This window comes from Rhizobium sp. 10N414 (assembly GCF_056394785.1).
In genome coordinates this window covers 1-13,704 of record NZ_JBFTIN010000013.1, presented here as the reverse complement: position 1 = coordinate 13,704, position 13,704 = coordinate 1, and the positions used below count along the sequence as shown (strand labels likewise).

Genomic DNA, 13,704 nt, shown 5'->3' with positions numbered 1-13,704 from the left:
AGGGAACGATGGACGAAGCATACGATCCGAAGCAAGAGGTTCCAGCGGAACGCAAGGGCAAGCATAAGAAAGCCAAGTCCTGGGACTACGACAAGGAAATCAAGCGACTGCAGATCGAACTGGCGAATCTGCAGGCATGGGTAAAGAAGTCGGGCGCCCGGATTGTCATCATCTTCGAAGGCCGTGACGCCGCCGGCAAGGGTGGGATGATTAAGCGGATAACGGAAAAGGTCAGCCCGCGTGTATTCCGCGTCGTCGCCTTACCCGCTCCCACCGATCGCGAGAAAACCCAGATCTACATGCAGCGCTATATTGCGCATTTGCCGGCAGCCGGCGAGGTCGTGATCTTCGACCGCAGTTGGTACAACCGCGCCGGCGTTGACCGCGTCATGGGCTTCGCCAGCGAGAAGAAGGCTCAGCGCTTCCTGGAACTTGCGCCCCGCTTCGAGGCGGCCATCGTCGAAAGCGGCGTTATTCTGCTGAAGTATTTCCTGACCGTCAGCGAGGAAGAACAGGAACGCCGCTTCAAGCGGCGCATCGACGATCCGGTTCGGCAGTGGAAACTCAGCCCCATGGACGTCGAGTCCTACCAGCGCTGGTGGGACTACACGCGAGCCTATGACGAGATGCTGCGGATGACGGACAGCAACCACGCGCCGTGGTGGCTCGTGCCTTCCGACGACAAGGAGCGCGCCCGGATAAACTGCATCTCCCATATCCTGCAGTCGATCCCCTACGAGCGGGTAAAGTTCGACGCACCGGATCTTGGCAAACGACAGAAGCGGCCATCGAACTATGTCGAGGATCAGAGCGTCAGGCATGTTGTGCCGGAGACGACTCGATGACGCCTGATCCGTTCAGGCATGCACTGTGGAAAACCGTGGAATAGGCTACGCGATGCAGCAACAAAAGAGCGGGACCGCGGCAGAAGCCGGTCCCGCGCAGATTTCGGTAGAGGCACGGGTCAGCGACTTGGTGCGGATCGGCATCATTGGACTATTCGCCTATTGGAGCCTGCAGCTGATTGCGCCATTCGCGCTGATCGTCATCTGGTCCGCGATCCTCGCGGTAGCGCTCTTTCCGATGTTCACCGGTCTGTCCAGACTTCTAGGAAATCGGCCCAAGCTTTCGGCCACCATTATTGTCATAGCGTGCCTTGTGCTCATAATCGCGCCATTGGCGCTTGTCGCGGTCAATTTCGCCGATGCAATCCTGGCTCTCGTGGCGCAATTGAAGTCCGACAATTTCACCTTGCCCGCGGCTCCTGAGGCTATACGTGGTTGGCCAGTGGTCGGCGAGCGCCTTTACGCCGGCTGGAACCAGGTCGCCGGCAATCTCGCGGCAGCAATCATGAAATTCCAGGCGCCTCTCCGCGAGGTCATGGGAGTCATCATCGCCAAATTTGCAGCAATCGGCGGTGGGGTGCTGAGCTTCGTCGCTTCGGTCATTCTCTCCGGCATCTTCCTCACCATGTCCCCCCGCCTTGCAGCAACGATTCAGGTATTGGCGGGCCGCATCGGCGGAGAGAGGGGGGTTGGCTTTGCGCGGCTGGCGGGATCAACGGTTCGCAACGTCTCGCGCGGCGTCATCGGCGTAGCCTTGCTTCAGACGCTCCTATGCGGCCTGTGCTTTGCCTTCTTCGATATTCCGGCGCGCGGAGCCCTGACTTTTGTCGTGTTCATGCTTTGCCTCATGCAGCTTGGCCCTGGCCTCGTTCTTATCCCGGCCATCATCTGGGCATGGTTCTCGTGGCCTGCATCGATGGCCTTTGCCTTCACTGTCGTGGCGATCCCGATCACGGTCGTGGACAACGTGCTGAAGCCGATCTTGATGTCCCGAGGGCTTTCAACTCCGATGCCGGTAATCCTCATCGGCGTCATCGGCGGAACTCTCTCGCATGGCCTGCTCGGCCTGTTTCTGGGGCCAATCGTGCTCAGTGTCTTTTACGAACTGCTGCGCGCCTGGGCTTGGCCATCAGAGACATTGCCCGGGGCTACGGCTGCCCCGGCGATGGCAGAGAACACCGGCACGGATTGAATTTTATCCAACGCTGCACCTATCGATCGGTTTGATGGACTGTTCTAGGCCAAAACCAGTGACCCAAATCGGACTGCACCGCGCTCAACCGGCGGGTAACCATTTGAAGGTGTATCGTATGTAGCGGTTGCAGCCACCGGCAGTTCTGAGCTAATACTATATTCAGCTAAAATATTTGCGTGATCTCGTTAGGGCGTCATCATGAGCAGCGCAATAGCCAAGCCCTCGAAGCCGACGGCCGAGGAAATCTACGACCAACTTGAACGGATACTGGCGAGCGAAGAATTCCATTCGCCGGAGCGGGGCCGCAAGTTTCTGCAATTCATCATAAGCGAGGCCTTGGCAGGCCGATCGGAATTCCTGAAGGCCTTCACAATCGCCAATGAGGTCTTTGGTCGCCAGGTCAATTTCGACGCCCAGAACGATCCTGTCGTCAGGATCGAAGCAGGCCGAGTCCGCCGAGCACTTGAACGCTACTACCTCATCGCCGGCCAAGCGGACGAGGTAACGATTACGATCCCCAAGGGTGGGTACAGGCCGTGCTTCGAATATGCTCACAACGTTCCGACACCGTCGCTCGCGGCGCCGCAGTTTGATCTCGCGCCAGCGATCGAGCGTCACCGTGACACCGGGCCGCTTCACCGCCTCGGCCAATCTTTCCGCCGCCCTCAATTATCGACCACGCTGACGCTCGGCACCGCCCTTTTGCTCGCGGCAGCTTCGCTTTATATCGTCCTTCCACAGGCATTGTCGGGGTGGCACCAAAATCCCTCAGGCGCCTCGCCGACAGAAGCGGCCGAACCCAGAGTCATTGTCGAGTCCTTTGAGGATGAGGGTTCCGCAAATGCTGCTTCCGACATCGCGCGTGGCCTGAGGGACGAGATTATCGGCAAGCTAGCAAAGTTCGATGACGTCGTCGTTGTCGCGGATGCGTCGAAGGCCGAACAACCGAGCCCGAATGCTTATGGTTTGCAAGGCAATGTCCAACTCGACGGGCCAAGATTGCGGCTTGTCGCCCGGCTCGTGCGCCAATCCGACGGTGCAGTGATTTGGGCGAACAATTACGACGCGGACCTTCGTGCGCAAAGCAAGCTCGAGATCCTGACCGGCGCCGCTGAAGAGATCGCCAGCACTGTCGCGGAACCATATGGTGCGGTTTTTCAAGCCGACACCGACGCACTTGCCCGGCAGCCGCAGAGCGGAGATGCGGACGCCTATGCCTGCAGATTGGCTTACTATAGCTACCGTAGGTCGATGAATGCCCAGACGCACAACACGGCGCGCGACTGTCTGCAACGAGCGACAGAGCTGTTTCCGAAAAGCGCTGCCTCCTGGGCGCTTCTGTCCCTCACCTACCTGGACGAGATGAGGTTTCGTTATAAGCTCGGCACATCCTCAACGGACGAGACGCTGGAATTAGCCGCCAGCGCGGCGGAGCGGGCAGCCTCGCTTGCCCCAAACGATGCGCGTGTCCTTGAGGCTCTCATGCAGGTGAGCTTTTTCAGAAATGATGTCGACAAAGCCCTTCAGGCGGGTGCGGCAGCCTATGCCATGAACCCCAATGATACCGAGGTCGCGGGGGAATACGGGTTGCGGCTGGCCATGTCGGGGAAATGGCAGTCAGGCTGCGAGCTGATTTCGAGCGCCGTCAACAAGAATGCGGGCCCGAGGGGATACTACGAAGTGGGCATGGCATTGTGTGCCCTGATGAGGAATGACGTCCGGGCCGCGGAACTGTGGTCTCGCATGTCCGACCTGGAATACAATCCCACGCATCACCTCGTGCTCCTTGCTATTCTTGGCACGGCCGGGAAAACGGCTGACGCCAGGCAGGAACGGGAATGGCTGAATGCCCATGCATCCGGATTGATGAAGAACATCCGCAAGGAGGTTTCCTTGCGTCTGCAGCGCCCGGAAGATCAGGAAGCATTTTTCAAAGGTCTACGAGCCGCAGGTGTCGCAATCGAACCCGCCGCGGACACCGGTAAATAAGTTCGACGCTGCAGCATCTGTGGCATCTGCACTCTCTATATGGAAGGAGGCTGACCCTACTGCCTCCGAGATATCGCATTCGCGATCAGCCGGGCGATTTCATCCTGCACGTCAAGAATGCGTCCTTCGTCAAGGTTTCTGTCATAGGCGCCTGTCCAGACAACGGTTCCGTCGGCTCGATCAACCAGCCGGATTTGGACATGCAACCGCTTATCCTCGGTGCCCACGCTGCCCTGGATGGAGAGTGACGGTTGGTTTGGCGCCGCGATATGCGCCTTCGGCCCAGGCGTCCTGACAGCGATTGATTTGACCTTCGTCAGTTCCACAATGACGCCATCCGTCAGACTCTTGGCGATGCCGGCGTCGCCATTGTCCCGACCTATGCCGACCAAAGGCTCCACGACGATCTGCGGCCGCATCTCATCTCCCGCAGGCAAAGGTGTGCCCGACGAAGGGTTCAGTGAAGCAACCAGTTCTTGGAGCGGCCGCATCAGCACCAACATGCCCATGGCGGCGATGACAAGCAGGACACCAACCGGCAGGATAAAATCCCGGTAGGCAAGCGGACGTTTATGTTGCGCCACCGGCGCCTCCTGCACGTCGACATCTTTTCCCGGCGAATGACGTCCTGACGCAATCTCTGACTGGCTTGCGGTGAAACTCGGTACGTATCCACCCTTGGGTATGGCGATGTGTATGGAATCGCTTTGCCCGACCACGAGGTAGTATCGCTCCAGGGCGCGGCGAATACGCCCTGTTTCGATACGAACGACCGGATCGTTTTGGGCATCAAAGGAAGCATCTCGGCCGAAGACCGCCTGCGCAATGGTGTAAGCCTTCAGATTCTCTGATCGTCCCGCCAGTGCTTCATCGACGACATATGCAAGAAATCTCCGACTACGCTCCGGAACCTGAAACTCGGCGCTCGACAAGATGCGATCAAGCTGATCACGAACCCTTTCGGGTTCCAGTGACAGATCATCGCCTTGTCCGCCCCGCGAACTCATGGCTCCCTCCCGTAAACATATCGCTCTCACAAGCGCTCAAGGCGACGTATAGGGCTTGCGACCCGACCGGTCGCTCTGTCTCGCAGACTGTGCCGCGACGAACTTAAGACTCTCAGCTGCCTGTCGACGGGGTAAACGTCGTGTAGATCCCCAATGCTCTGGGGCTTCATTTTGGAATGATATGGAATCCATAGATGCGATAGCAAGTCGGGAACAACCACACACTCCCGAGTACTTGAAATCGCGGCGACCAGCGGCAAGGCCGATCACTTTCACAAGCAGACCCTGCGCTCCGCACTCGAGCCCAGGCTGGTCAGAAGTCTTGTCATCAAGGAGATTCGCGCCCGGTTATTGTCTGGGCTTTTCGGGTTCCCGCAGACCCCGGCTCGTCAAACCCTCAACTGGCGGGCTGAGCTCGGCACGTCTGACACTTCGCCACCAAGGATGCGGTCAGCAAACGACAGGTTGGAAACCCCGTAGCGCTTCAATAGCTCAGCGTCTTCATTGGCGCGAAACTCGGCCTGGTGCGAGGGTGACGAGAAATACTTCCCAATCAAAATCGGCAGACGAATGCTTCTCAGGTTCCTTTGCTGGAAACATGTTCCAGAACAACGCATCGCCGATCGACTTGATGATGGAACCATCGGCAAAGTCGCTCGGATAATAGTTCCCGATTGCCTTGGAATTCCAAAGCGTTGCCGGGCCGAATGTGCCACGTTCCCCGGTGCCCGATCCGAGTCTAAGGCGATCACGCGGCTTCGGGGGCCAGTCCGGCTCGTATTCGGATGCGGTCAGAATCGGGGCTTTGAAAGGCTCTTCAAGATGTGAGTTGTCAAAGCATACCAGCCATTCGCCTCCGACCAGCACTGCGGAGGAGGCGCACGCGGTGCCGACCAACAACTCGACTGTATTCGTAGCCAGCCGGTCGTCGAGATTGAGGTTCTAAGCGAGAGGCCTGCGTCCGCTGACGACCGTGCAGTCCCCGGTCACTGGGAGGGCGATCTTATCGGTGGGTCGAAGAACAGTTACATCGCGACGCTGGTCGAGCGTCACTCGCGCTACGTCATGCTGATCAAGGTCGCCAATAAGGATACCGAAAGCGTAGTTTCTGCGCTGATAAAGCAGTCACAGAAACTGCCGGGCGAACTCTACAAATCATTGACCTGGGATCGGGGCAAGGAGTTGGCTGACCATCAACGACTGGCAATAGCCGCTGACGTTGAGATTTACTTCTGCGATCCCAGATCACCCTGGCAGCGCGGTTCAAATGAGAACACCAATCGATTGCTGCGCCAATACCTACCGCGCGCCACTGACCTGTCCGTACATAGCCAAGCCCAGCTCAATGCTATCGCCAGGCAGCTCAACGAACGTCCAAGAAAGACCTTGCTTTATCAGACGCCCGCGCAAAAATTTGCAGAATGTGTTGCGGCGATCAATTGAACCCACTGCCATAAGCCGCCATCCCCCACGCGGGTGATTAGATCACGAATTCCTCCGCGTACGTCTGTGGCTCGGGAACGACCGTAACATCCACCGGAATAATCCAATTGGCCGCGTAGCTCTCGCAGTCGGAACGCGGGAGGTCGGGCTGCACGCACCCCGCCCCATCGATCGCGCGACATCGCAATATATATCGCCCCACTTTTTCAGGGGTCCACTTGTACTCCCACAAGCGCCATGCGAAGGGACATTCTGTTTCGAGAAGCCTTCCCTCGCGCCAGCCCCTGCCATCTCCGGTGCAGACCTGCACCTGCCGGATACCAGCCTCTCCGCTCCAGGCGGCTCCGAAAATCCGGCACGGTTGGCCGAGGATGAGATGCGCCCCCTGTACGGGACGCGCGATCTGCGCTTTGACCTCCATCTCCGTAAGGGGGACCAGCCTAGGTTCCCCAAGGCTGCGCTCCCAACGGAAATAGTCGCGCGCCTGCCAGTAGCCAAGGAACGGTTGCTCCACAACCGTGATATGCGTGATCCACTTGACCCAAGCCATGCCGAACCAGCCACCCACCACCGCGCGTAGCGGGTAGCCGTGATCGCGCGTCAACGGTTCGTCGTTCATCGAATAGGCAAGGATCGTGCTGTCAGCGACGGCCTTCTCCAGCGGTAAACTGCGGGCAAAAGCGATGGGGCCTGGAGAAGCCGTTTTCTTGTTCGCGTCGACGACGCCGCTGTCGGCGCCTACGAGCAGAACCTCACGTGCGGTTCGCCTAACGCCCGCCATTTCCAAAATCTCGCGCAGAAGAACACCCGTCCACGCGGCGTTGCCGACGGCCCCGTTCTGCCACTGCAACCCCTCCTTCGCCGGCACATAGTAGACGCGCCCATTCCCTGCGCACTCGACGACGGCGGTGAAAGTCGTGCTCTGCATCGCCTTGATGCTGTCGAGGTCAAGTTCGATCGGCCGCTCCACCGCCCCGTCAACGCGCAATCTCCAGTCTCGCGCATTGAGGTCCGGTGACGGAAAATGGTTTCGCACGAAGAACAGCTCCGTTGGGATCCGCCAATCGGAGAGCGACGCAAACGGAAACTCGATGTTCTGTGGGGATTTCTGTCGAACTATTAGACTGGGTTGCTGTGGTGTCGGCATCGTCCTCGTCTCTCCTTCCAAGAGCACAACGTCGGCTCGGTCGCGCGAATTCCGGTTCGATCACACCGCCCCTCGCCGTGCGTCTGTCGCATTCCGCTTTCGGGCCGCATTCTAGCACATACCGCACGTTCCTCGGATCGATCTCGAACGGCAGCAAAGGGCCGCAAGCGGCCTCGGCGGGTGACGCCATTACGCCAAAGGTGTACATTGGCAGCCACCATCGCAGTGGCCGCCAGGATCGAGGAAGCGCCTTTCAGTGACGCCCCTCTCGGCGTCAGGCGGCAGGGCGAATATTGTGGTTCATCCGAAACAGGTTGCTCCCGTCGTACTTCTTTTTCAGGTGGACAAGACCCTCGTAATTGTCGCCATACGTGGCCTTCAGGCGCACATCGCCTTCGTCGTCCATCATGAAGTTCGGGTAAGCGCCGTCGAGGTTGAACGGGTGGACCGCCTGCCAGTAGTCGGTCGCCCATTTTTTCAGCGTCGCCGCCTGGCGCGGATCGGCGTCAACGCCGGCAATAACCATCGACCATGTGGCATCCCGGCAATTCCACGCCGTTTCATCTCTTGCCTTGCGATGGACGGCGGCATCGATCGGGTAGAGGTGCATGCACGAGGGTTCGCTGGGTGCCTTGGCCACCTGCTCGATGTGTGCTTCGATCGCCGCGTCCGGAAGCGTCTTCACAAAATCACCCTTCCAGTACCATTGAAGGCCCTTCGGAAAGAGTCCGTCGAACATGCCTTGAAGTGTCGGGTACGGGATCGGACCGGCAAAATCGACAATCGGCTGCGGGAGCGCCCTGCGGACGGCGTTAACTGCCTTCTCCCCGTCGGCGACCGCTCCATTGTAGGAAACGAGAAGCACGCAGATCTTCTTGCCACGATGCTCCACCGGGAACGGATCGGCGGAGGGAACCGTCTGCAGCCCAAGGAAGACGTAGAACTCGTCCGGCGCAGTCGCCAAAAACTCGCGGTACCAGCGCATCACCGTCGCAGCATCCTTCAACTCCCAGAAGATCGGACCGGCATAAACGCTGTCCGCAGGGTGCGCCTCGAACAGAAAACTGGTGACCACACCAAAGTTGCCACCGCCGCCGCGCAGCCCCCAGAACAGATCCGGGCGCTCGGCCTTGCTGGCGGTGACGAGCGTGCCGTCCGCGAGCACGACGTCGGCCTCGATCAGATTGTCGATGGCAAGCCCATATTGGCGGGTGAGGTATCCGTGGCCGCCGTTCAGCGTCAGGCCCGCCACACCTGTGGTTGAGACGACACCGAAGGGGATGGCAAGCCCAAAGGCGTGGGTGGCATGATCGACCTCGCCGGTCGTACACCCGGCCCCTACACGAACTGTCCGCTTGACGGGATCGACGCGCACACCCCGCATCGGCGACAGGTCGATGACGATGCCGTCGTCAACGCTGGCAAACCCAGCCCCGTTGTGGCCGCCGCCCCGGACGGCGATCGGAAGTTCGTTGTCGCGGCCGAAGTTCACGGAGGCAATCACGTCCGCAGCATCCGTACACTTTGCGATCAAGAGCGGCCGCTTGTCGATCATGGCGTTGTAGAGCCTGCGGGCGTCCTCGTAGTCGGCATGGTCGCGCCCGATAAGAGCACCGCGAAGAATCTGTGTGAACTTCCCGATATTTTCGCTGATCATAACACCCTCCTGAAGCCGAGCCTCCGAGCTCATGACGTCGAATCGAATACTGACGAGGGGCGTTTGAAGGATGATGCGCTGACGACTGAATTCGCTCCCCACAGCGGTCGATTGCGACTTCGAAGAATGCGCTGCAAGATGCGGATAGTCTATAATCGTCCTTAGTGTTGGCGCTGAAATGCCGCATGATCTGCGAGGGCTGCGTTCGCAAATTCGCCATCGATTGCTCGGCCTGTTCAACGCGAGCGGCTCCCGGCACTGCGTGGCAGGATGCCGACGTTCGTGGTATTTTTCGGGAACGGTTGAGCGGATTGAAAGTCGATGCAGACGATTGAGGATTGGCTAGCCCAACTCGGTCTCGGCAAGTACGCCGCGGCCTTCATCGAGAATGACGTCGATCTGCGAGCGCTCCCTCATGTCGCGGAATCCGACCTCCGTGAACTCGGCGTCTCGCTTGGTCACCGGAAGATTATTCTAGCCGCGATAAACGGACTTGCGCAGCAACCTCCGGACGAACAGCAGCCCGCTCCCGTCGCGACGGACGCTGCGGCTGACCGACGGCTGCTCAGCGTGCTCTTCTGCGACCTCGTAGGATCGACTGCGTTGTCGGAGCAACTCGACCCGGAAGACATGCACGAGCTGATCCGCCGTTATCAGGATAGCGTCGCGGGCGCAGTCACGCGGTTCGGAGGCTATGTCGCCAAGTATCTCGGAGATGGCGTGCTTGCCTATTTTGGGTGGCCCATGGCTTATGAGGACCACGCCGAGCGCGCGATCCGGGCCGGTCTCGAGGCGATAACCGCCGTCGATGCGCTGCAGTCGCCCAACCAGCGGGGACTGAAGGCTCGGATCGGCATCGCATCCGGGCACGTGGTCGTTGGCGACACCGATGGCAGCGCGAAGGAGCGTGGATCGATCGCCGGCGACACCCCAAACTTGGCGGCACGTCTGCAGGGGGCGGCCGCCCCAGGGCAGATCGTGGTCTCGAACAGCACCCGCCGCCTCGCCGGGCGGTCGTTCGAAATCGCCAGCCTCGGCGAGCGGACGCTGAGAGGCTTCACCTCGCCCACTGCGCTGTTCGAAGTCCGCGGCGAGCGAGAGGTGGACAGCCGTTTCGAAGCCGCGCATTCCAGAAAGCTCTCGAAATTTGTCGGACGTGCCAGCGAGATCGGGCTACTGCTCGAACGGTGGGAGCTGGCGAAGGCCGGCCAAGGACAGATGGTCTTTTTGTCGGGGGAGGCGGGCATCGGAAAATCCCGTCTTGTCGAAGCCTTCGAAGAACATCTGCGCGAGACAGAGCATGAACTCATCCGATTGCAGTGCTCGCCCTATCACGCCACATCGGCCTTTTACCCGATCGTCGAGCGACTGAGCCGGGTCGCGATGTTTACGCCGGCAGACGACCGAAACACGCGAGTCGAGAAGTTTCGCACACTTGTCAGCCGCTACGGCGAAAGGCCCTCGGAAGTTGGTGCGATCTATGCGGAGCTGCTTTCGCTCGATGGCGGTGACGAGTTCAAGCCGCTAAATCTCTCCGCCCACCAGCGTAAGGAACTTCTCGTCCGCACTCTCGCGAACCGATTGCTTCTTGCGACCAGAATCGCACCGGTGCTCATGGTCGTAGAAGACGCACACTGGATGGATCCGTCCACCATCGAATTGCTAGAAGAACTCGTCGGCCGGCTTCACGGCACGGCCGCCCTCGTCGTCGTCACCCATAGACCGGAATGGAGCGCGGACTGGGCCAGTGGATTGGCGCAGTCGACAACACTCTCCATTGGACGTCTGACTAGGCAACAGATGCGCGAGCTCATCGGATCGATGGACTGCGACATTTCCGAACAGCTTGCCGAAATGATCTTAGAGCGAGCGGACGGCGTGCCGTTGTTCATAGAGGAGTTGACCCGCACGATCATCGAGAGCGGAACGTCACCGTCGCTCAACGTAGAGATCCCGGACAGCCTGCAGGGTTCTTTGATGGCTCGTCTCGATCATCTAGCGGCAACAGCCAAAGAGGTCGCCCAGATTGCTGCCGTTATTGGCAGGGAGTTCGATCGTGGCCTTCTGTCGAAGATTGCAGGTCTCGATGATAGGATCCTCGAGAAAGCACTGCACCAGCTTGTTTCCAGCCAGATCGTCGTCGGAGGCGGTGTCTTGAATGATACCCTCGTTTTCCGTCATGCGCTCATTCAGGATGCCGCCTACCAATCGCTCCTCAACCGGCGGCGGCGACATTTCCACGAGGAAATCGCCAAGGTTCTCGTCGACCAGTATGCCGATGTCGCTGCCACGCAGCCCGAACTCATCGCCCAACACTACGAGAAAGCGCAACGGGTCGAACTCGCGCTTCCATACTGGATGAAAGCTGGAGAACGAGCCCTTGCACGATCCGCCAACTACGAGGCGGTCGACCATTTCCAGAACGCACTGTCGATCGCGGAACAGTTGCCCAACGAGCCCGGCCACCAAACAGACCTTCTCGCAGCAGTCCTGAAACTAGGCGACGCCCTGTACGCTGCCGGCCGCATGACGGATTCGCTGGCGAAATACAGGCTGGCCGCCCCATTGGCACGCAAAGCGGCAGACATTCAGGGCTTCGTTCGCGCAGTGATCGGCCTCGACGGCTCCCAATTTCTCTCCTCGAACTCGCTTGCCGAAACCCTGCCGCTTCTCGAGGAGGCCATGGCGATGGTTGAACCAGCGGACAAGAAGTCGCGGTGCCAGATTCTTAGCCACCTTGCGCGGGCTTACGCCTACCTCAGTGACAGCGAGAAGGCCGCAAAATGCCATAGCGTTGGAATAGAACTTGCCCGGGAGGTTGGCGACAAGACTTCTCTTGTGGAGCTCTCCGTTCTCCCGCTCCTGACAGCCTCACCGGTTAAAACCGCCACGGAGAAAAACAACCGGATGGCCCGCATTGACGAAATACGACGCCTCGCGGGCGAGATCGACGATGACGATGTGCTAACCAGGGCGCTTTCGATTGACACCTACGTCTCGACTGAACTGGGCGAGCGCGCACGGGCCGATCGGGCGGTCGACGCCCTGGAGGAACTCGGCACCAAGCGCCAGCATCTCAACGTCCAGTTCTACGCTCGGATCGCAAGAGCGATGATGGCCATCCTCGATGGGAGGTTCACCGCCGCCGAGAAGCTTGCCGAAGAAGCGCTGAAGCTGGGCAAGCACACCCTTGGCGTGGCACCCGAAGGTGTCTACGGCATGCAAATGTTCGCGATCCGCCGGGAGCAGAGCCGTCTCTCGGAGGTCGCACCGGTCATGAAATTGTTGATCGAGGAAAACCCGGACGAAATCACCTGGCTACCGGGCTTCGCGTTGGTCGCCTTTGACCTGGGTTATCGGGAAGCCGCCCAGCGGAGATTGGAAGAGCTTTTCAGCACACGCTTCACCCTGCCGCTTGACGGAAAACGAAGCGCATCCCTCTCGTTTCTAACGGAAGTCGCCGCCGGCCTGGGGGACATGGAAGCGGCCAGGACACTCTATAAGCTTATGCTCGACTACAAGGAGATGACCGTCACGATAGGTATGGCGACTGTCTGCTTCGGTGCCGCAAGCCGCTATCTGGGTATGTTGTCCGCCGCGCTGGGTGAATTCGATCGGGCGTCAAAGCACTATGAGCATGCTCTCGAGATGAACTCGGCGATCGGCTCGCGACCGTGGCTCGCGCACACGCAGGCAGAATATTCCGATTTGCTAATGAAAATAGGTAGCAGAGCCGCGATAAAGAGAGCAATGTCCTTATCCGAGCATGCCCGGTCAACTGCGGCCGAACTGGGAATGGTCAGGCTGCAACAGCGACTGAAGCAGACCATTCATTAGGATCAGAGGTTCGCCGCTTTGGGTGAGAAGAGGGTCTCATCATGCCACGCTATATCATCGAAAGAAACTTTGCCGAACAACTCCAACTGTCGAAAGAGGGAGTCGAGGAAATCAACCTGATCAACGACGAGGAAGGGGTGAAGTGGATTTTTTCGTTCCTCAGCGCCGACAGGAAAAAGACATACTGCCTTTACGAAGCGCCAAATCCTGAAGCCATTCGCGCCGCGGCAAGGAGGAACAATGTCCCCGCGGATGTGATCATTGAAGTTGGCGGGGAGATCGGCCCCAATATGTTTGCATAGCCCTGCCCGACCGCCCCTCCCGGCTGCACCTGCTTGAGCTACCGAATTTACACGTGAAGGCCGTCCGCCTATGCGGAGGAGCTTTCTGTGAGGCGACTTGACTGGCAAATATTCAGGTTTTGTTGGTTGCGGGGGCAGGATTTGAACCTGCGGCCTTCAGGTTATGAGCCTGACGAGCTACCGGGCTGCTCCACCCCGCGCCAAGTGCAAAACCCTTTGGGTTTTGTCACGGTGCGTAAACTGCGAAGCAGTTTACGCTCAGTTTACGCTACTGCCCGAGCA

The 13,704-nt window shown here is 59.2% G+C and carries 8 protein-coding genes, 1 tRNA gene and 1 pseudogene; 6 read left to right on the top strand and 4 right to left on the bottom strand.

From position 1 onward, the window contains the following. The first annotated feature begins 8 nt into the window (after positions 1-8). The 3 genes from ppk2 (at position 9) to AC1DE4_RS14175 (ending at position 4,029) form a co-directional block, all read left to right on the top strand. The gene (gene ppk2, locus AC1DE4_RS14185) at positions 9-845 is read left to right on the top strand and encodes a polyphosphate kinase 2 (protein WP_025658822.1); all 837 of its coding nucleotides are present in this window, start codon (positions 9-11) and stop codon (positions 843-845) included. Between the two features lie 52 nt (positions 846-897). After that, on the top strand, positions 898-2,037 hold the full coding sequence (locus AC1DE4_RS14180; RefSeq protein ID WP_192241492.1) for an AI-2E family transporter: 1,140 nt from the start codon (positions 898-900) through the stop codon (positions 2,035-2,037). Between the two features lie 201 nt (positions 2,038-2,238). Continuing rightward, positions 2,239-4,029 carry a hypothetical protein gene (locus AC1DE4_RS14175; protein WP_192241493.1) on the top strand — a complete coding sequence of 597 codons (1,791 nt, stop codon included), beginning with the start codon at positions 2,239-2,241 and terminating at the stop codon, positions 4,027-4,029. Positions 4,030-4,085: 56 nt separating this feature from the next. Here the strand turns inward: AC1DE4_RS14175 and AC1DE4_RS14170 are convergent, their stop codons facing one another. Further along, the gene (locus tag AC1DE4_RS14170) at positions 4,086-5,036 is read right to left on the bottom strand and encodes a hypothetical protein (protein ID WP_192241494.1); all 951 of its coding nucleotides are present in this window, start codon (positions 5,034-5,036) and stop codon (positions 4,086-4,088) included. Between the two features lie 942 nt (positions 5,037-5,978). Between AC1DE4_RS14170 and AC1DE4_RS14165 the strand changes: the two are divergent. After that, a pseudogene (locus AC1DE4_RS14165) lies at positions 5,979-6,479 on the top strand (IS30 family transposase); the annotation flags it as partial. A gap of 37 nt (positions 6,480-6,516) precedes the next feature. Here AC1DE4_RS14165 and AC1DE4_RS14160 read toward each other — a convergent pair. Together AC1DE4_RS14160 and AC1DE4_RS14155 are read right to left on the bottom strand one after the other, a co-directional pair. After that, positions 6,517-7,515 (bottom strand): sulfite oxidase, encoded by a 999-nt coding sequence (locus AC1DE4_RS14160; RefSeq protein WP_348648609.1) that lies wholly within the window; start codon positions 7,513-7,515, stop codon positions 6,517-6,519. A gap of 385 nt (positions 7,516-7,900) precedes the next feature. After that, positions 7,901-9,283: an FAD-binding oxidoreductase gene (locus AC1DE4_RS14155; RefSeq protein WP_025658815.1), complete on the bottom strand. Its 1,383-nt coding sequence runs from the start codon at positions 9,281-9,283 to the stop codon at positions 7,901-7,903. A 321-nt stretch (positions 9,284-9,604) separates the two neighbouring features. On the opposite strand from AC1DE4_RS14155, the gene AC1DE4_RS14150 reads away from it, so the two are divergent. Together AC1DE4_RS14150 and AC1DE4_RS14145 are read left to right on the top strand one after the other, a co-directional pair. After that, the gene (locus AC1DE4_RS14150; RefSeq protein ID WP_192241496.1) at positions 9,605-13,120 is read left to right on the top strand and encodes an AAA family ATPase; all 3,516 of its coding nucleotides are present in this window, start codon (positions 9,605-9,607) and stop codon (positions 13,118-13,120) included. Between the two features lie 41 nt (positions 13,121-13,161). Then, complete coding sequence (locus AC1DE4_RS14145) at positions 13,162-13,422, top strand: DUF4242 domain-containing protein (RefSeq protein ID WP_018856437.1); 261 nt, start codon at positions 13,162-13,164, stop codon at positions 13,420-13,422. A gap of 123 nt (positions 13,423-13,545) precedes the next feature. Here AC1DE4_RS14145 and AC1DE4_RS14140 read toward each other — a convergent pair. Beyond that, positions 13,546-13,622, bottom strand: a tRNA-Met gene (locus tag AC1DE4_RS14140). Positions 13,623-13,704 lie beyond the last annotated feature (82 nt).